A 19,375-nucleotide genomic window follows, 5' to 3' on the forward strand; every position below is an offset into this window, starting at 1 on the left:
ATCGGTCCGCGAGCAGGCGTTGGCTCCCCACGATGAAAGGCCCCTTGAGCCCTTGGAATCTCCGCACCTGCACCTCGGCTGGCATCCCGAGTACGGCTTCGTCGCCGCGTCCACCCCACGTCTGACCGACCATCTACGCGACTGGGCCCTCGAACGTGTCCAGTTTGAACCCGTCCCCGGCACCAACCTGCACCGCCTCACCGAGCCTGGTCAGGACGGCCAGCGCCGGGCACGTCAGGCCGTGACCGCGATCCGCAGCCTGGGCCTCGTTGTCCAGGCGGACTTCACCCTCGATCCGGAGCTCAGTGCCGACCCGCCGCGGCCCACCCTGCGCCACGGGCTCGCCGAGCGCCAGGCCCGCATCGCCGGCGCAGCCACGGCGCGGTCGCCTCAGCGCGCAGCATCCCTCACCAGCACCGTGGTCCCGACTCCCAGGCCGGCACCCGTCGCCGCACCGACAGGCACCGTCACCGGCACAGCACGAAGTCGATAGCACTGGAAGCTCCGGGCACGCCTCGCTTTCGCCCAACACCCCACCGCTTTCCTGCCATCACCGATAGGAGATCCGCCTTGCCCGAAACACCAGCAGAGCCGTTCATGACGATCCGGCACACCATCACCGGCGAGATCACCACCACCGGCTACAACGCCGCCGCCCGGCGGATCCTGTTCCAGGACGGCTTCGAAGAGACGCCAGGCTGCGCCTGCCAGGCGACGGAACCCGGTACGAAGCGGACGCACGAGCCTGCTCGGCAGCCAGCGAACTGCCCGTCGCCGACCATCCCCTGCACCTGGACCGAGCCCCCGGTCGACCGGTGAGCTCCGCCGGAACGCCCCGGTTGGCCCGGTCGCCGAGGTCGGCACAGTCCGTGATCCGTCCCAGAGCGGCCGGCCTCTCCAGCGCATCGCCAACCCCGCCCGTACACCCACCTGTTGAAGGGAGCCCGCTTTGACCACACCCGGAACGCCTACCAGTCCAGCGCGCACCAAGGGCGGCGAACTACGGGCCAAGGTAGCCCGACTGCTGGCGGACCGGCCTACGGACACTCTCACCATCGGTGACATGGCCAGGCAGCTGGGCCACTCCCATGGCGCCGTTCGCAACGCCGCGCTCACCCTGGTGCGACGCGGCGAAGCCGACCAAAGCGGAAAGGGGCAACCGGAGTTCCGCGCGAACGCGAAGACCGCCGCAGCCGCGCAGGCCGCTGTGATCAGCCCACCGGGCACCCACTCTCCCCGCGCCCAGACGACCACGAGCCGCACGACCACTCCCGCAGCAGCCACGCCCAGGCAGACCGGCCCGATCCGCCGCGCGGGGGGCCAGCTCTACCACCCCCGGGAGCTGGCCGATCTGCCCGACGTCGAGGCGCTGAATCGCTTGCGCGACGCCGACGTGCCGGTGCTGCTCTACGGCCCTCCGGGCACCGGCAAGACGAGTCTGGTCGAGGCGGCCTTCCCGGACCTGCTCACCGTCGCCGGTGACGGCGACACCACGGTCGGCGACTTGATCGGTGAGTACACGCAGGCCGACGGCGGAGGTTACGTCTTCCAGTACGGTCCCCTGGTCACCGCGATGACCGAGGGCCGCGCCCTGCTGATCGACGATGCCACCTTGATCTCACCGAAGGTCCTGGCGGCGCTGTATCCCGCGATGGACGGGCGCCGGCAGATCCAGGTCAAGGCCCACAAGGGCGAGACCATCACGGCCGAGCCGGGCTTCTACGTGGTGGCGGGCCACAATCCCGGCGTCCACGGCTCGGTGTTGACGGAGGCGCTGTCGTCCCGGTTCAGCGTGCAGATCCAGATCGGCACGGACTATGACCTCGCCTTGGCGCTGAGGATCGATGCGCGGGTGGTCCGGGTCGCCCGACACCTCGCCCGCCAAGTCGAACTCGGCGAGCTGGGCTGGGCCCCCCAACTGCGAGAGCTGCTCAGCTACCAGAAGACCGAGGCCGTCCTCGGCAGCAAAGCCGCGCTCGCGAACCTGGTCGGCATCGCTCCTCTGGAGGATCGCGACGCCGTCGCCGCTGCCGTCATCAAGACTGTCGGCGTCAAGGAGATCGCTCCCCTCACCCTCGGCAAGCAGCTCCCGGCCTCGGCCGTCCGGCAGCCCCCGGGCAGCACCGTCCCCGCGCACCGGGGCCGCTCGCGATGAGCGCCCACCACCACGTCCAGTACCCCGTCACCATGGCGGACGACGACGCCGACCTCGCGCGATGGGACGACGACGGCGCCCCGCCCGCGCATCCGCGTTCCTCCCCGGACGCGTGGCTGCGCGTGGGAGCCGAACTCGGCGACCGGCTGGTCGCCCTCTCCGGCCGCCAGGACCTCCTCGTCACCTGCCGCCCCGGCACGCGCAGCGGCGCACCCGCCGCGTTCTTCCCCACTCTGGGCGAGGTCGAGTTCGACTCCGGCTTGTTCGCCCCGCTCCAGCCCCACGAGATCCATCCGCGGATCGTGGGCGACGAGGAGCGGTATCCCGCCGCCTGGGGAGTGTTCGTCCACGAGGCCGCGCACGCGGCCCACTCCGTCTGGACACCCCCTGCCGGAGCGGACCCCCGTGTCGTCGAGGCCGCACTCCTGCTGGAGGAGAGCCGCGTCGAAGGCGCACACCTGACCAGGCGGCCCACCGACCGCACGTACCTGCGCACCAGCGCCCGAACCCTGGTCATGCCCGACATCGCCCACCCCACCCTCCAGGGCATCGAGCACGCCGCCTCCGTGGCGGCCCTGATCCTCGGCCGCCGTGACATCGGCATCCTGGACGCCGGCGAGACCCGGGCCGTCGCCGACCTGTGCGAGAAGGTACTGGGCGTAGACCTGCTGGCCACCCTCACTCGCATCTGGACCGCAGCCCACCAGTGCGCCGACCACGACGCCCCGACCATGCTGGCGCACGGTCAAGAATGGTGCGACGCTCTGGCCACCGCGGCCCCTGCCCTGCCCGTGCCGGAGAACCTCACCGATCTGCTGTCCGGCGCCGTGGGGGTCGTCATGGACAGCACGGCCGCCACCGACGCCGCCGACCGCGCGGCACAGGCCGCAGCGGCCAACGCCATGGCCGCGCAGTCCAAGGCGCAGGCTCAGGACCGCGCCCAGCAGGCCGGCCAGCGACGCAAAGCCGCCGCCACCGCCAAGTCGGTCTTCAACACCCGCGGCACCACCGTCACCCCCGACGGCACACCGGCGCCCTACAGCAACCCGGTCACCGGCACCCGCAGGCCCACCGCCGCCGAGCAGAGTGCCGCCGCGCGCCTGAGCCGTGCCCTGCGTGCCGCCGCCTACCGCGAGCGGACCGAGGAGCGGACCACCAGCCCCACCCCGCCCGGCCGCCTCAACATGCGCGCGGCCCTCGCCCGCGACGCTCAGCGCGCGGCCGGGTCGGTCCCCACCGCGGAACCCTTCACCCACACCCGCCGCCGGAACTCCCCCACCCCACCGCTGCGTGTGGGTATCGCCGTCGACGTCTCCGGCTCCATGCGTGCCGCCTGCGCGCCCGTCGCGTCCGCTGCCTGGATCGTGGCACGCGCAGCTGCCCTGACCGACCCCGACTCCCTCACCGCCACCATCGCCTACGACAGGCACCTGACCGCATTGATCCGACCCACCCACCAGGCACCAGAGCGCGTGACGACGTTCGACGCCAACGGCGGCCACCACAACCTCGGCGACGCCATCGACGCACTCGACCACGGCCTCGAACTCAGCCGCCCCGGCGCCGGCCGCCTCCTCGTGATCGTCACCGACGCCCGGTACGGCAGCGACGAAACCGCTCAAGCCGTCACCCGCGTCAGACAGCTCACGACCGCCGGCTGCGCCGTACTCCAGCTCACTCTCACCGCGGGGTCCCACCACTTGCCGGGGACCACCTTGCTGTACCTGCCCCGGCCCTCCAGTGCTCCCGCCGCCATCGCCGCGGCGGCCACAGACGCCATCCGCAGGTCACGCTGAGACGACGCAGAAGGCGGAAGCGTCCCCGAGACCACCGCCCAGCACTCGAGACCACCTCCGTCCGCCGCATGAATCGTGCACCTGATGCTCGACCGTCCGCAGCGACGCGTGCCACCACCCCAACCGCCAACGAAGGGCACTCGATTTGAAGCCCCAGACCAGCAGCCCGACCTCGAACGTAACGCCCATCAACCGGAATTCCCCGGGGGTTCCGACCCGTTGGAATATCGATCACCCCTGCGGCCACCAGGTCGAGCACGATCTCTCAAACCGCCCTGCCGACAAACGCGCCGGTCTCGCCCGATGGCTCGGCACGAAGGACTGCACAGCCTGCTGGAAGGCCGCTCGCGACGGCGACACCGAGAGCCGGGAAGCCTGGCTCGCCGGGAAGCGCGCCGAGGAGCAAGCAGCCGCCGACGAGTGGGCTGCCAAGTTCTCGATGCCCCCGCTGGAAGGGCCCGAGCGGGCTCTGGCGTGGGGTGAGCGCAGCCGACATCAGCTGGTCACCGCTGCGTACGAGGGTCTGGTGGTCGAAGGGTCCTGGGACGAATCCGAGTGGGCCACGCTGGAGGAAGCCGTCCGCGGCATCCGCCGGGCAGGCTGGTGGATCGACCAGCGCGACGCCGAGGGGAGCGACCTCCCCGAGCTCGTCGAAGCCGCCTCCGACACCGACCGCGGCAACGAGAACCCCCACCTGTAGCCGCTTCTATCGCACATTCCGCGAATTCGATAATCCGGGATTCTCCGCACCATTGAAGTAATCCCCACCGCCACCCGGCACCCATTCGCGGAAGGACCCGTCCATGCCCGAAGCTGTTCCCCGCCCGCCCTACGCCACGCCCCAGGACGCGCTCACTCCCAACCGCGACATCACCCACGGCCACTTCGCCCCCGGAGACCGAGTCGTCATCATCCACGGCGTGGCGGGGGACAGCCTCTACGGCGACGCCGTCACCGTCGTAGCCCCCTCCTGGCACACCCCCACCGACGAGGACGGCTGGCGGCTGCGCAACCCGCTCGGCGGCCAGCACACCTTCGTCACCGGCCACCCGCGCTACCTCATCCACCTGGACCGGCACTGCCCGGACTGCCTGATCCACATGCGGGCCCTGGAGGAACTCCTCCTGCCACGCCTCTCCTCAGCAGACGAGAACACCGAGATCGACTGCGGGTGGTACAGCCTGACCGCACTCGACCAGCTCGTCCACGTCGCCGACGCCAAGCAGGGCCTGTGATCCCCCGCGTACGACCCCGGCTCTTTCACGTCGAGGACGTCTTCGAGGATGCCCTCGGCCGGCCGGTACTCCACGTCGACGAGCTCACCGACTTCACCGTCGTGGCCCACGGGCCGGCCCTCAGCCAGCGACCGGTGCTGGAGGAGAACGCCCGCATGTGGAGTGCCGAGGACTGGGTCGAGCACCTCGAAGAACCCTTCCACGAGCACCCCTTCACCACCAGCCCGGGGGGTGACCGGCACGCCGTCCTGCATCTGGAGGTCCGGCTCCACCCTCTTGACCGCCCACAGCATCCAGCTGCGTGGGAGCAGATCGCCGAGCGGCTGGCCCAGGCCTCGGGAATCACCGCTCCCGCAGACGCCCCAGGATCCCGCTGGGTGGCCTTCCTCGGAGAATCGGGAACCCTGCACATCGTCGCCAACCTCATCCGCGCCGACGGCTCGTGGACCGAAGTACCTCACACCCTCGCGCGGACCCTCCTTGCCGAGGCACGACGTCTCGAACGCGACTTCGACCTCCACTCCCCGGCGCCGGACAGCGCACCTCACGAGCCACCCGTCCACCTCGGAGCGGACACCAACCAGCTGCTCGCAGAACTGGCCGATCCCGACCGGGGGCTGCTGGCCAGAGCCACCCAAATCAGCGCCCGCACCTCCGAGGCCCTGTCCTATCGCTTCGGGCACACCAACGACATCAGCACTCGGATCGCGGCCGTCGTTACCCACCTGCGAGCACTGAACGCCGAGGTCACCACCATCGCCACCCTCGCCGGCCCTTCATGGACCCGTCCGCCCCAACCGCACATGCCCCGCGTACCGCCAGCTCCCACCCAGTCGAGCATTCCCGGCCCGCGGGGACGCTGACCCATCTGGAGCCCCCCATAGCCCTGTCCGACCGCGTCGTATACATAGCCCGCGATCCGCACTCCGCCGAAGTCATCGCCCGCGGCGGGGACGCGGAAGCCGAAGCAATACTGCAGCGCGCGAAGTTCATCAATGTGGTCCGCGCTCATGACCGCTATTACCGCCTGCCGTACGGCCTCGACGCTGAAGAGCAGCTTCACCTCTCCCAACGAGCGGTCGCACTGCTGAAGGCCGCCGGGTACGCCGTACAGCACGATCCCGATTTCGCCTCACACCAGGTGGCTTTCCACGACCTGACGCTCGGCGGGCAGGTCGCGAACCTCGCTCAGAGAATCCGGGACGCCCAGCACAGCGAGGACGCCACGGCCGCCCTGACCGAGCTTGTGGCTCCCGCAGACGGTGTCCTGCCGGCCGCAGCCGAGGTCCTCGAAGCAGCGGCCGAGTTCTTCGCCGGCCTCGGCGCAGACGCCGACCCCCATCACGCCGCACGAATCCGCAGCCTCGCGGAGAAGATCGCGGTGGTCACCACCGAGATCTCCGCGTATCGCAACGCTCTCGCTGACCGGCACACCGCGCACCCGCTCCGTCCGGCCTGCATCGGAGTCGAGAGCACCGAGCGTGAAGCCTCCGTCGTCTGCTCCTGTCCACCACCACCTTCCCCGGCTCCCGCAGTACGACGCGGACGCTGAACTCCCCCACCACGCACAAGGTTCCCCATGCCCTCACCCCGCCGGCGCGATGACCTCGCCGCCTTCGCCGTCTCCCTCGCCACCCGCCTGCCAGGCCCGACCTGGACCAGCACGTACACCCGCCACGCCACGTATACCGATCAGATCCCGACGACCAACTCGCTGTGGGACATCGGTGCCATCAGATACGCGGCCTCCAACTTCGTCCTTGGCCACCAGGCGGTCCTCAGCCGTGCCGACGGAGCCCGCCTGCTCGTCTTCGACCGACCCATGCTGCCCCGCCAGTTCATGATCGGAGCCTTGGAACCGGATGCCGCTCCGGACGCCTTCCACAAGGTGGAGGAGCCCAACGGCATCACCGTCCCCGCAGAACCGGCCCGCGCGGCCTCACAGGTCAGCCGGCGACTCGTGCCCCGGTACGAAGCAGCCCTGCAGCAGGTCAGGCGAAACACGGAGCACCCCGTCCCCCGCCGTCCGGTGCCACCCCTGCTCACTGGGCGGGTCAGCATGGCTTGGTATCCCGACGGAGTCGTGGGCGCGGTATCAGGAGCGGAGGGCGCCGCCGACGTCCTGTACGGATCCGGCTTCCAGTTCCATCCGTACGACCGGATGTTCGTGCTACCAGCCGCGTACGGCGACCGTGAGCAGATCGCCCGCATCCACCTTGCCTCGCAGCGCCTGGAGCGTCTGGGTATCGGTGTCGTTGTCCGTCCCCTGCTCACCTCCAACCCGGCACGGCCAGCCGCCCTCGGCCCTGGCGTCCCAGTCCGAAGCCGGTGACCTCACCCCACAGACCCATCCTGAGAGAGGACAGCCCTTCTGAACCACGCTGACGAATTCGGCACCGACCTTGAGATCTACCGGCACTACTCCGACAAGGCCGTCTACGCCGACACCCGCACGGGAGCCCCCGAGCGCCTGCTGAAGCTGCTGGATGCCCAGGGCTTCGAGCGGAACATCCTGCCGCCCCTCTACGTGTGGCACCGGCTCCCCGACGCCCTCAGCCCTGACGAGGAACGGCAGCACGCGACCCGCGCCATGGCCGCCGGGACGAAGGCCGGCTACCGGGTCAACATCGCCCCCGAACTCTTCGACGAGGCGACCTACTCCGAGGCCATGACCGCCCGGAATGGCCCAGTGCCGCATCCGCCACGAGGCCTCCCTGCGCCGGGCGCCGCCCCACGCCGGCGTTCCTGACGTGCTGGAGACCCGATCACCTCAACACCCAACCCCGTCCTGCCTCCTCCGATCTCCGTCCGGCGCAGACCCCGGCTCGCCTTCCTCCTCATCCGCCGCTACCTGAAGGACTGCACCTTCGGCAGCGACCACCGCCCCACCCCGAGAACGGCGAAGACCCCCTTCGACGCAGGCGGCGGGAGCCGCCGCCGCTCCCCGCGCTGCAGTCCCGGGCAGCACCCCGTTCACCCCGATGCCTGAAAGGAGGCCGCTTGTTCAACGTCACCGCGCAGGACCTCAATGACTTCCGTCCCACCCTCGCCGCCCTGGCTGCACAACTGGACGAAGGACTACCCGCCGAGGACGCCGCAGCACTGCTGGCACCCGTCTTCGAGATTGACGACGGGCTGCTCTACCAGGTCAGCAACGTCCTGGGAGCGGTCAGCCGGATGGCCAAGCGATCCCAGGACGCCGGCGTCGAAGACGCTGACATCTGGCGAGACCTCGCCAACTCCCGCGACGCAATGTTCCGCCAAGCAGAGAAGCTCCTCGGCACCGAAGCCGAGATCGCCCAGTGGCCAGCCTGCGAACCCGCTCCGGCCAAGCCCGCCACCGCCTTCGCGCCTCCCCCGCCGGCCCCGCTGACTGGGCGGGGCCGATGAGCCGGCAGTGGAAGGGGTGGGGACCGGGAGCCGAGCTCCCTGAGCAGCACTACCTCATCGAGCCCCGCCACCTGGCCGGGGGCGGCGACATCCGGCACGTCACCGAATACCTCCGTGCCAGCGGATGGGCCGACAGGACGCCCCGCGCCGGTACTCCGGTCGTCTTCGACAGCCCCGACCAGGCCGTCCGGATCGGGTACAGCGTCGCCGCCACGCCCCCGGGCTGGACGGTCTCCGGTCGAGCCACCCCGGAACAGGACGCATGGCATGTGACCCTCACCGCATACGTTCCCGTCGAGATCATCGCGGGGTTCACCGACGCGCTGACGCAGCCCCGCCCGGCGCACGCCCCGAACGTGTGGGCGCCGTTGGAGGAGCAGAACTGGGCGACCGCCCGCGGGAAGCACTTCACCGCGACCAGCCCGGACGGCGACGCCTGGATCCAGTTCCACCAGAGCGGGCCGGGCAAGGCGCACTGGTGGGCCGGCGCCCGAACCGAACACGGACGGGCCTGGGACGCCGTGTTCTCCCAGACCACCCCAATGCATCTAGTCCAGGAGTTCGCCACCGCCCTCGCCGACCCCCAGCCTGTCATGCGGCCACGAGGCCACGTACCGGCCACCGACAGGATCCGCACCACCTCGGTGTCCGTCCTGCCCTCCCATCTCGCCGCCTGGAAACAGGCGCGCGTCACCGCCGCCCGCTCCGCGACCTGGGCCAGGAACGCGTGGGCCGCCCGCCAGCCTCGCAAGGCCGCACCCCGCGCCCACACCTCCCGGAGCGGCGCCGCAGCCGGCCGCCGTTAACCACCTCACCACAGGACGCACATGCCCGACAGCACCACCGACATCACGCCCGAGCAGCTCCAGGAGGCCGCGAACACACTCCTGAAGCTCACCGCACATCTGCGATCGGGCCCCGCCCCCGAACAGGCCCTGGACCTGGCTGCCGTCCTCCTCGACGAGGACCACGGAGTCCTCGTCCGCCTCTCCGAAGCCCTCCGAGCGACCTCCCGCTACCTGGTCCAGCAGGCACCCGTCCCATGGAGCCCGCAGGTCGAACACACCGTCCAGTGGCTCACCCTTGCGGCTAACGACATCCAGGACTGGACCATCCTTCACTTCGACGTCAGCCGGCTGCGCAAGACTCCCTTCCGGGGCCAGAGCATCCCGTGAACGAGGACCTGCGAGCCTTCATCGAAGACAAGAAGGGCAAGTTCCACTGCGAGGTCAGCCCCCGCCACCTGGCCGGTGCGGGGGACCCCCGGCACATCACGCACAGCCTGCGCGCGGCGGGCTGGAAGCACGATGGTGACCGCGGTCTCCCGCAGGTTTCCCTGACGAGCCCCGACCGCTCGCTGGGTCTCGTCCTCGACCCCTTCTCACCACACCAGGCATGGTCGGTGGGCAGCGCCCTGATGTTCGTGCCCGGCTACTGGCACGCCGGGTTCACCCGCAACACCCCGGTCGAGATCATCGCGGGACTGACCGACTCCCTCATCCGACCAGCCCCCGCCCACGCTCCGCCAGACCTATGGGAGACGCTGGCCGCCGCCGGATGGAACGCCAGCGACGGACCTCACGGGCGCGAGGCCTCAGCACCCGGCCAGGGACTGAAGATCCAACAGTTCGGATCGGACAAGCGGGACGACGACCGCTTCTGGTGGAGGATCCAGGCCGTCGAGGAGACCTACGGCGGCGGGGTCGAAACGGTCTGGTCTGCCGCCCTCGACCAAACCACCCCTACCCACGTCATGGCCGGCCTGATCGACGAGCTCGCCAACCCGGCTGCCCTGCTCCGAGGTTCACACGACCAAGGCGCCCACTACCGAGCGACTGAGGGCGCCGTCTTCGCCGCCGGGCCCCAGATCGTGGAAGCCCACAGCGCACGCCTGGACGCGGCGCGCGCCAGGGCCCGAGCCTTCGCCCGAGCAGCCAAGCTGCCATCCGCCCGACCACACTCGCCCGCCCCGGCCGCACCTGCCGCACCTGCCGCACCTGCCGCGGCGACGGGCCGCAGCCGGTAGCTGATCCCGGAGGGTGGCTCGGCACCCCGTGCTCGCCCTCCGGGAACCCCGCTCCCCTGCCGTTCGAAGGACACCCCTCCCCTTGGCCTTGTCCCCCACCGATCTCCACCGGCTACGCCTCCAGCAACTGGCCGTGTACGTACGCGACAGTCGCGCCCACCTCGAACCAGCACGGGACAACCCCCGCGACGAAACCGAAGAACCGCCGATCGCGAGTTCCGCAGCGCACGCGGCCACGTGGCGGGCGTTCCGGAAGATCTCCTACAGCACCGGGCAGCTGGTCACCGTCGCCGAGATCCAGGCCACGCGGCTGCCAGCGGATGTCCTGCCTGCTTCCTGGGCCGACGTCTGCGCGGGCTTGCGCGACGCAGCCCGCTGCCTGGAGGAACTCCAGGCCCAGTGGCTGGTGGACCGCGAGGAGATCCTCGCCCGCGACAGCGATACGCGGGCCGAGTACGAGGCGGTCCTGCAACGCCGCAACCATGCCGCCTGGCCGTACCTGTCTCTCTGGGCCCGCTCCGCAGAAACGATCCTTCAGCTCGACGTTCTCGCGCGCGGTCTCACCGCTCCCGTGGCCCGCGTTCCCGGGCTGCCGCAACTTCCCCGCCGCCGTGCCGCGCCTCCGAACCGTCCCTGAACCAACGCTCCTAGGACCTCCGCTTGCCGCCCAACCGACCCGACTCCTCCAACGACTTCACCGACCTGGCCTTCAAGCTGCTGCTCGGCGCCCTGGCCGTGGCCATCCCCTGGGCCAACCTCGCCTGGCTGGGCGGCAACAGCACCACCTGGCTGACCGGTGCAGGCGCTTGGGCCCCGTACGACCCGGCCAACGCTCTCCTCCACCCGGAACGGCTGTGGCCCACCACCGGCAGCACCGCCCTGGTGATCGGCCGCCTCATCGTCCCCGGGGTCCTCCTGGCCACGATCGCACTCGCCGCACTCAGCCTGTGGAAGAAGCGCGCCGGCGGGGGGACGAAGAAGAAGGTCGTGGGGATGGCCAAGGCCCGCGACATCGAACCGCTGCTGGCCAAGTCCCTCAACGGCAAGGCCCGATCACTGCGCCCCAGCCTGAAGGAGGTCAAGAACCTCGCGCCCAAGGACACCGGGATCCTCCTCGGCAACATCGCCGGGAGCCGTACCGAGGTCCGGATGAACTTCGAGGACGTGGCCGTCGCGATCATGGCACCCCGGTCGGGCAAGACGACCACGCTGGCCATCCCCATGATCCTGTCCGCCCCCGGACCGGTCCTCCTGACCTCGAACAAGGCCGCCGGTGACGCCTACACCTGTTGCCTCGACGCCCGCGGCGCGGTGGGCCGGACCTGGTCGATGGACCCGCAGCAGATCGCCCACGCGGAGCGGACCATGTGGTGGAACCCGCTCGCCGACGCCGACAGCCTAGAAGGGGCCGGCCGCCTCGCCGGCCACTTCCTGACCGCCGCCGTCGATGCCAGCCAGCAGGGCGACTTCTGGTCCAAGGCCGCCAGCAACGTCCTCTCGCAGCTCTTCCTCGCGGCCGCGCTCGACGAGCGCCCCATCACCGACGTCATGAGCTGGCTCGCGTTCCCCGCCGACCGCACCCCGCTCGACCTCCTGCGCGACCACGGCTTCACCGCCGTCGCCTCCCAGCTCAAGGGCACCGTGGAAGGGCCGCCGGAGACACGGGACGGCATCTTCGAAACCAGCAGGCAGTACTCCGCGTGCCTCCTCAACGCGGACATCGCGAAGTGGGTCACCCCGCAGAAGGACGCGGACGAGTTCAAGCCCCGCGACTTCGTGACCAGCACCGACACCTTGTTCCTCCTGAGCAAGGACGGCGGCGGCGGCGCCTCTGCCCTCATCGCGGCTTGCGCGGACTCCGTCATGCGCACCGCGACGGCCCAGGCCGAGCGCGCCGGCGGACGCCTCGACCCGCCCATGATCTGCGTCCTCGACGAGGCCGCAAACGTGTGCAAAATTTCGGACCTGCCCGACCTGTACTCCCACCTCGGCAGCCGCGGCATCATCCCCATCACGATCCTGCAGTCCTACAGGCAGGGCCAGCGCGTCTGGGGTGACGCCGGCATGGACGCCATGTGGAGCGCCTCCACCATCAAGGTCATCGGCAGCGGCATCGACGACCCCGACTTCGCCGACAAGCTCAGCAGGATGATCGGTGACCACGACGTCGAGACCACCTCCACCTCGACCTCCGACTCCGGGAAGTCCACCTCCGTCTCCATGCGGCAAGAACGGATCCTGCCCGCCGATGCCATCCGAGCCCTCCCCAAGGGATCCGGACTCCTCTTCGCCACCGGTATGCGCCCCGCGATGCTCGACATGCGTCCCTGGTACCTGGAGCCCGGCGCCGACGAGCTGTCCGCCGCCTCCGCCCGGGCTTCGAAGGCCATCACCGCCCGAGCCATCGCCAAGGTCGCACCCAGTCAGGCCGACTTCGACACCACGGCGTGACGCGACAGCACCCTCACCCGGCCGCTGTCCACCTTGATCACACACCCCAGCGGCAGCCCACTACAGCTGCGTATCGCGCGCTCACTGGACCCGGCACCAACCACCACCTGGAGCATCCCATCACCGAACCCACCCGCAAGAAGTTCCAGGACCTCACCGTGGATGAATACGAGCAGCTCTGCGACGACCTGACCGCTCCCCTCACCGAGTGCGACAGGATCCACGACGAACTCAACTTGCTCACCAGCGATGTTCGCCAGATCTCCTACACCGTCGGCACCGACGCACAGAACAAGATCACCCCTCTTGTCCTGCAGACGGAGGTCCTGGCACGCGCATCGGCCGAGCTCCTTACACAGTTCAACCACCCGCGCTACACGTCGATGCATCGCCGCACGTGGGTCCTGGAATCAATGCACGCCCTGGTACGCGACACCGCGAAGGCCAGTCTGGCCTTCACCACCGCACTCAGGGACAACGCGATGCCCGCAGACGCCGCTCCCGCGCCCCAGCCGGCCGCCATGCCCCAAGGTCACCATGCCGCAGCGGGGTACGAGATGGCCTGGCACCTGGCCGGAGCCTCGAACCTGCTGGAAGACGGCGCCCTCGCCTGCCGGAACGTTTACGACTGGGTGGTGTGGGACCTGGACGTAGCCGATCAAGCACCCAACCAGCGACACACGGACTACGTCCGCGCAGCCCAGGAGGCCGCAGCCCGCACGGCTGTCGCCGAAGCACCCGCCGCGGCAGGGCCGCGTGCCACGCCCCGCCGGTAGCCCTTCGCCCACGGACCGCGCCCCCGCAGACCCCGTAATCCCCGCCAAATCCTAGGAGTTGTCCTGAGTCCGCCGCCTTCTGAAGCCGATCGCTCCATCGAGCGCCTTCGGGCCCTCTCCCACGACCTCGGCACGCTGCGTGAGGTTCTGGACAGCGCACACCCAGTCGCTGGAACTCCCGCACTGCCAGAGCTCGCCTCCTGGTACGCCGCCGCCCAGGGGCTTTCCACCACCGCCTTCGCCTTGCTCCTCACCGCCTCCGAGCAGCCGTACGCGCACACCACTGTGTCCGGCCATCGTGCTGTGGAGGCACTCGGACAGCTCGCCAGGTGCTCTGCCGATGTCACCGCCCACATCGTCGGCGCGGTCGCGATAGCCACCGAGTACCACCGCATCGACGGCGTCCCTGACACGGTCACCGGCCGGATAGCCGCCCGGCCAGCCCTCCACAGGCAAGACCTCGACCAGCACATCGCGCGCACTCTCGGGCTGATCCCCGCCGCACGCGCCGCCTGCCACAACGCGATCGCGTTCACGCAGACCGCCGCGCTTCGTGAGGCCACCCGGGCCGCAGAACCGGCCCCGCTGCCCGAACTAAGCCGGGCAGAACGCCAGGCCCTGCTCCTCATCACGGACGACCAAGTCCTCCTCTCCGCTGACCGGCGCAACCGCCGCCGGGTCTGGGCCGGCAGCGGCGACCGCATCTCCCCCGGCACCGTGGACTCACTCACGGAAATGAAGCTGATCCGGTTGGACGCCAGCGGCAGCCTCGCCGCAGGGCAGAGACTGCGGCCGACCGAGCAGGGTCGCCGAGCCCTGGACAACGCCCGTCAACCTCCTGCCGTGACCAAGCTGACCAGTGCCCAGCAACCGTGCTCTGCACCTCGTCCACACCAGCACCGTGACGTACTGGCGGTGGCCGGGGAAGGCGCCCACCGTGACCGCCAAGACGCCGGAGACCGTCACTCTGCGCTCTGTGAATTCCCTCACCGAGAAGCGCCTCGTCGAGCGAGACTGCAGCACCAGCGTGCACGAGGGACAGCGGCTGTACCTGACCGACGACGGGCACCGTCTCCTTCGGCTTCTTGGCCCCGCGCCCGTACCAGCACCCCCCGCACCTGCACGTCGCCCAGGCCCCGCCCCGGCCCGCTGAACTTGATCACTGCCTGGTGGCGGAGCAGCCCATCCGGCGACGTCTCCCCTTCGAAGGCCCGCGCCCTTGACCGAAGACGTCCTCTTCTCCCTCCCCGATACGCCCTCCCCGACCAAGCCCGCCCCCACTCCCACTCCACCAGCCCCTGCCCCTGCCCCTGCCCCTGCCCCTGCCCCTGCGATCATCCCCGATCGGCCCTCTCCGGTGGTGCGTCTACTCGCGCTCGGCGACCAGTTCACCCAGCTAAACGACAGCCTGGCCCGGCTCCGGCCGGCTTATGGTGCCGACCGCGGTCACGCCTCGGCGCAGTTCCTGGTGAGCGCCTGCCTGGAGGCTGCCCAGGCCATCGAGGATCAGCCGATGTACGCGAACGTCGCCCTGACCGAGGCCGCAGTTCGGATCAAGCAGCTCGCCGTGCTCACCGGGCAGGCAGTCCGTCACCTCGCCGAAGCCAAAGCGCTCCTCGACGCCCCGGCTTCGGAAGCCGAGCCCCCCTCCAGGGATGGTGAGGTCGAGCGCCAAATCCAGCTGGCAAGGGAGATGACGGCTTTGGCTCCGGTCGCGGCCGTGGAGTCCGCGAGCTCCGTCGCGTCGGAAATCCACCGCCGTACGACAGCCACGACCACGGTGGCCGAGAGCCTGACACCGGCCGAACGAACCGCACTTCACGCTATCGCCCGAGGGCACGTTGTGGTCGGCCAGCGCAAGGGACACCCATACGTCCACAGCCGTGGCAGCTCCGTACACATCGACACCCTGCACGCTCTGGAACAGGCAGGGCTCGTCGCAATAGAGCCCGGATCCGCACCGCCGGCCTTCGACGGAGGCCCCCCTCACGACCGGGTCCGGCTCACCCTTCGCGGGGCAACGGCCCTGACGGCATCCCTCCGACGCCGCCCCCCGACCCCCGCATCAACCCCCAGTCCGCTCCCTGCCCGCACCACTGCGGCACCGGCACGGACCCGCTGAACACAGGGCGCCCTCGCGCCCGCTGCCCCTCCCGCCTCGCCTCGCCTCGCCTCGCTGCCCATCCCCCTCGCGCCTTGATCGCTTCGGCGCCCGCACCACTCCTGGACCCGCTCTCTTGGAATATCCCCGCTACCGCATCCCTTCTTTGGGCGCCGGAGTGCAGCCGTTTCTACGCCGCTCCCGCGTCCCGCTCGGTGTGGCTCCCCTCGACCACGTCACCCGCTCGGAACGCGACGCCGACGAGCCGGGGAAGGACGACTTCGGGCTTGCCTCGTGATGGACAAGCTCGTGGTGGACCTCTTCGCCGGCCCTGGGGGCTGGAGCCACGCCCTGCACGTCCTCGGGGTGCGCGACGTCGGTCTGGAATGGGACGAGTGGGCGTGCAAGACCCGCGCCCGCGCGGGCCAGTTGACGATCCGCACCGATGTGGCGATGTATCCGGTGCGGCCGCTGGTCGGCCGCACGCTCGGGTTCATAGCGAGCCCGCCCTGTCAGGCCTGGTCGATGGCCGGTAAGCGGCTCGGCCTGGTCGACCAGCCGCTGGTCCACCAGGCCGTCGCCGACCTCGCCGCCGGACGGGACACCCGGGCGAAGCTCTTGACCTCCTGCAAGGACCCCCGGAGTCTGCTGGCCGCGGAGCCGATGCGCTACCTCCAGGCCCTGCACTCGGTGGGCCAGCCGGAGTGGATCGCCATGGAGGAGGTCCCGGACGTCCTGCCGCTCTGGCGGCAATACGCCTCCATACTCCGGACCTGGGGCTTCTCTGTCTGGACCGGAATCCTCAACGCTGCCGACTACGGGGTACCCCAGACCCGGCGGCGGGCGATCCTGATCGCCTCCCGGACCCGCATAGCCGAGCCGCCGGCACCGACGCACGCCCAAAGTGCCGAGCCCGAGTCGTTCTTCGGCCCGGGCCGCGAGAAGTGGGTGTCCATGGCAGAGGCGCTCGGCTGGGGCGCCACGGACCGCCCCGTCCCGACGGTCTGCGCAGGCGGCGGGCCAGGCGGAGGCCCGGAGCCTTTCCCGTCCGGAGCCCGCAGGACCCTGACCGACGCCCGCGACCGCGGCACCTGGAAGCCCCCCGCATCGTCCCCCGCAGCCAAGCGGACACGAACGCGTCCGTCCCGCCCTGACGCACCAGCCTGGACCTGCGGACGGCACCCCTGGGCCTGGTCGCTGCGGAGCAACAACCAGGCCAACGCCACCTTCCGCGGGATCGACGAACCGACCGGGACCCTGTTCTTCGGGCACCGGGCGAACGAGTGCGTGCGGGTCGCCGGGCCGGCAGGCACCGCTCCCGACGCGGAAGCCGCTGCACCCGATCCCATCCGCATCACCGCCGCTGAGGCAGGGGCGCTGCAGACCTTCCCCGCTGGCTATCCGTGGGCGGGCACGAAGGGTGCGCAATTCAGCCAGATCGGTAACGCAGTCCCGCCCCTGCTGGCCGGCCATCTCCTTGCGCCGCACCTCGGCAAGACCCTGTCCCGCTCCGACTTCATCCTGGCCGCCTGATGCCCAACTCCCCAAACTCCACGCCCAACTTCGGCCTGGCGGACATCCCGCCGAACCCACCTGTCCACTTTGCCGAGCAGGCCCTTCTTGGCGGCCTTCTCCTCGACCCGCACCGGATCAAGACGCTCGGCCCGCTCAGCCCGGATCGCTTCGCGTCCGCCATTCACCGGGCGATCTTCGCGGCGATGGCCGCACTCCCCGCACCCTCTCCGGACCTCCACGCCAAAGAGCCGGTGTGGATCACAGCAGTCCTCGCCCACGCCCGCCCTCACGCTCGCGGGCTGACCCCCAGCTACCTCCACGCCCTCGCCGGGGCCTGCCCCGACCCGGCTCACGCACCCGCGTACGCGCGGATGGTCCGCTCCGACCACGCCCGGCGGACCGTCCTCCTGCACGCCGGTCTCCTCGTCCAGGCGGCAACCGACCGGGGCCTACCGGACCCGGCCACCGTGACACTGAGCCGGGCAGATGTTCTCACCACGCTGCTCGATCAGCTCGCCGGTTCCTTCCCCTCCCACCCCGGCTCCCTGCCGCGTACCCCGCCCCCGGCGCTACCTGGCCTCCAGGTGGGGCCCGAGGTCGCCAGCGAGGAGCAGCTGCTGCTGTCGACGGCCACCGCTTACCCGGAGGCTCTGACGTCGATGCGGTGGCTGCGCCCGGAGGACTTCACCACCGAGCTGTACGGCGGGCTGTACCGGTGCCTGATCTCCCTGGCCGGCCGGGCAGAGCCGGTCGACAGGGTGACCGTGCTCTGGGAGGCCCAGCAACACGGTTTGCTGACACCCGCGTTCGGCTCACAGGAAGCCCTGGAGCTGCTGGCCACCCCGGCAGGAAGCCCAGAGCACTGGGGCGAGCAGATCCTCCGGCGCTCCCTCCTGCACCACGCCCACCGAACGGGGCTGCAGGTCCAGGCCTTCGCCCAGGACCTGAACAACTCCCCGCACCAGGTGATCACCGGCAGCCGCCGGGCCCTCGCCCACCTCGCCGCGGTCCGGGCCCGCTGGCAGCAGGCCACCGGCCGGACGCCAGCGGGCCGCCTGCCGGCACCGCCTGCCCCAGCCTCCCGGGCCGGCCCCTCCCCTCAGCGGACCAGCCCCCCAAGCGCCTCATCACGATCCGCCCGATAGCCCACCCAGCCGGGTCCGGCCGGCCACCCGGCGGCCGGACCCGAGAATCGAGCCCCATGCCGCACGCCAAACCCGACACAACGTCCGCTTGGCCCTCCACCCTGACCACAGCAGCGCTGTGATCGCCACCATCAGCAGCCCCGACCGCTACCTCGCCCGCGCCGTGCTCTCCGAGTACGGATTCCGCCCGACCAGCGACGACAGCATGGTCCTGGCCCGAATCGACCACGACGAACCCCAGCATGCCGAGAAGGCCGCCTTCGCCCTCCGACAGGGCGGAGCAATCGGATCAAGGCCGGTGAGCCGGTCGTGTTCGTCTGTGGCGCCGGCAACCGTGACCTGGAGGCCTACGACGACCCCGACGACATGTCCTGGATCGCCGGGACAACCGGCACCTCGCGTTCGGCGTCGGCCCCCACCGGTGTGCCGCCTCCAACCTCGCGCGCGGCGCGAACTAGTCATCGCCCTGCAGGAGTTCCTCGCCGCCGTGCCGGACTTCTCCCGCACCGACCCGAGCACGGTCTGGGCCCGCTCACCCTGCGGATCGGACGGTGAGTGCGGTGTACCGAATCCGGATCGACTCCCAGCACTGCTAGGGACACGCGCGCTGCCTCTCCTTCCTCCCAGAGACCGTCGACTTCGACGAGGAGGGCTACGCGCAGGTCCCCGAGTCGAAGAGCCGCCGCGCCGAGATGACCGACGCGCTGCGGCAGGCGGTGGCGAAACCGCCCTGAGCGGGCCTTCCAGGTGGTGGAGGAATGAACAGAACCAACGCCGCCGAAGGC

The 19,375-nt window shown here is 70.4% G+C and carries 20 protein-coding genes; 18 read left to right on the plus strand and 2 right to left on the minus strand.

Going from position 1 to position 19,375, the window contains the following annotated elements:
* The first annotated feature begins 52 nt into the window (after positions 1-52).
* The 16 genes from OG247_RS04740 (at position 53) to OG247_RS04815 (ending at position 13,829) form a co-directional block, all read left to right on the plus strand.
* Complete coding sequence (locus OG247_RS04740; protein ID WP_327251012.1) at positions 53-493, plus strand: hypothetical protein; 441 nt, start codon at positions 53-55, stop codon at positions 491-493.
* Between the two features lie 104 nt (positions 494-597).
* The gene (locus OG247_RS04745) at positions 598-819 is read left to right on the plus strand and encodes a hypothetical protein (protein ID WP_327257343.1); all 222 of its coding nucleotides are present in this window, start codon (positions 598-600) and stop codon (positions 817-819) included.
* A gap of 244 nt (positions 820-1,063) precedes the next feature.
* Positions 1,064-2,155, plus strand: a complete 1,092-nt coding sequence (locus OG247_RS04750; RefSeq protein ID WP_327251013.1) for an AAA family ATPase — start codon at positions 1,064-1,066, stop codon at positions 2,153-2,155.
* Entirely contained in the window at positions 2,152-3,951 is a 1,800-nt protein-coding gene (locus tag OG247_RS04755; RefSeq protein WP_327251014.1) for a hypothetical protein, read from the plus strand. The genes OG247_RS04750 and OG247_RS04755 overlap by 4 nt, the downstream gene beginning before the upstream one ends.
* 226 nt (positions 3,952-4,177) lie before the next feature.
* Positions 4,178-4,651, plus strand: a complete 474-nt coding sequence (locus OG247_RS04760) for a hypothetical protein (RefSeq protein WP_267040058.1) — start codon at positions 4,178-4,180, stop codon at positions 4,649-4,651.
* 103 nt (positions 4,652-4,754) lie between these two features.
* Positions 4,755-5,186, plus strand: coding sequence for a hypothetical protein (locus tag OG247_RS04765; protein ID WP_267039834.1), 432 nt, complete (start codon positions 4,755-4,757; stop codon positions 5,184-5,186).
* The gene (locus OG247_RS04770) at positions 5,183-6,049 is read left to right on the plus strand and encodes a hypothetical protein (protein WP_327251015.1); all 867 of its coding nucleotides are present in this window, start codon (positions 5,183-5,185) and stop codon (positions 6,047-6,049) included. The genes OG247_RS04765 and OG247_RS04770 overlap by 4 nt, the downstream gene beginning before the upstream one ends.
* Positions 6,050-6,183: 134 nt before the next feature.
* Complete coding sequence (locus OG247_RS04775) at positions 6,184-6,738, plus strand: hypothetical protein (protein WP_327251016.1); 555 nt, start codon at positions 6,184-6,186, stop codon at positions 6,736-6,738.
* Positions 6,739-6,765: 27 nt separating this feature from the next.
* The gene (locus OG247_RS04780) at positions 6,766-7,518 is read left to right on the plus strand and encodes a hypothetical protein (RefSeq protein ID WP_327251017.1); all 753 of its coding nucleotides are present in this window, start codon (positions 6,766-6,768) and stop codon (positions 7,516-7,518) included.
* Positions 7,519-8,186: 668 nt separating this feature from the next.
* The gene (locus tag OG247_RS04785; protein WP_327251018.1) at positions 8,187-8,576 is read left to right on the plus strand and encodes a hypothetical protein; all 390 of its coding nucleotides are present in this window, start codon (positions 8,187-8,189) and stop codon (positions 8,574-8,576) included.
* Positions 8,573-9,382, plus strand: coding sequence for a DUF317 domain-containing protein (locus OG247_RS04790; RefSeq protein ID WP_327251019.1), 810 nt, complete (start codon positions 8,573-8,575; stop codon positions 9,380-9,382). The genes OG247_RS04785 and OG247_RS04790 overlap by 4 nt, the downstream gene beginning before the upstream one ends.
* A 21-nt stretch (positions 9,383-9,403) precedes the next feature.
* A complete protein-coding gene (locus tag OG247_RS04795) occupies positions 9,404-9,751 on the plus strand; it encodes a hypothetical protein (RefSeq protein WP_327251020.1) in 348 nt (115 codons plus the stop codon).
* Positions 9,748-10,602 carry a DUF317 domain-containing protein gene (locus tag OG247_RS04800; RefSeq protein ID WP_327251021.1) on the plus strand — a complete coding sequence of 285 codons (855 nt, stop codon included), beginning with the start codon at positions 9,748-9,750 and terminating at the stop codon, positions 10,600-10,602. The genes OG247_RS04795 and OG247_RS04800 overlap by 4 nt, the downstream gene beginning before the upstream one ends.
* A gap of 82 nt (positions 10,603-10,684) precedes the next feature.
* Positions 10,685-11,239, plus strand: coding sequence for a hypothetical protein (locus tag OG247_RS04805; RefSeq protein WP_327251022.1), 555 nt, complete (start codon positions 10,685-10,687; stop codon positions 11,237-11,239).
* Positions 11,240-11,262: 23 nt separating this feature from the next.
* Complete coding sequence (locus tag OG247_RS04810; RefSeq protein ID WP_327251023.1) at positions 11,263-13,053, plus strand: type IV secretory system conjugative DNA transfer family protein; 1,791 nt, start codon at positions 11,263-11,265, stop codon at positions 13,051-13,053.
* A complete protein-coding gene (locus OG247_RS04815; protein WP_327251024.1) occupies positions 13,050-13,829 on the plus strand; it encodes a hypothetical protein in 780 nt (259 codons plus the stop codon). Before OG247_RS04810 ends, OG247_RS04815 begins: the two co-directional genes overlap by 4 nt.
* 51 nt (positions 13,830-13,880) lie before the next feature.
* Here the strand turns inward: OG247_RS04815 and OG247_RS04820 are convergent, their stop codons facing one another.
* Both OG247_RS04820 and OG247_RS04825 read right to left on the minus strand, forming a co-directional pair.
* A complete protein-coding gene (locus OG247_RS04820; RefSeq protein ID WP_327251025.1) occupies positions 13,881-14,279 on the minus strand; it encodes a hypothetical protein in 399 nt (132 codons plus the stop codon).
* A gap of 946 nt (positions 14,280-15,225) precedes the next feature.
* Complete coding sequence (locus OG247_RS04825) at positions 15,226-15,504, minus strand: hypothetical protein (RefSeq protein WP_327251026.1); 279 nt, start codon at positions 15,502-15,504, stop codon at positions 15,226-15,228.
* A gap of 723 nt (positions 15,505-16,227) precedes the next feature.
* Here OG247_RS04825 and OG247_RS04830 point away from each other — a divergent pair.
* On the plus strand, positions 16,228-17,463 hold the full coding sequence (locus OG247_RS04830) for a DNA cytosine methyltransferase (RefSeq protein WP_327257344.1): 1,236 nt from the start codon (positions 16,228-16,230) through the stop codon (positions 17,461-17,463).
* Positions 17,463-18,590 (plus strand): DnaB-like helicase N-terminal domain-containing protein, encoded by a 1,128-nt coding sequence (locus tag OG247_RS04835; RefSeq protein ID WP_327251027.1) that lies wholly within the window; start codon positions 17,463-17,465, stop codon positions 18,588-18,590. Before OG247_RS04830 ends, OG247_RS04835 begins: the two co-directional genes overlap by 1 nt.
* The last annotated feature ends 785 nt before the right edge of the window (positions 18,591-19,375 follow it).

Origin of the sequence: Streptomyces sp. NBC_01244 (assembly GCF_035987325.1) — a bacterium.
Classification (GTDB): domain Bacteria; phylum Actinomycetota; class Actinomycetes; order Streptomycetales; family Streptomycetaceae; genus Streptomyces.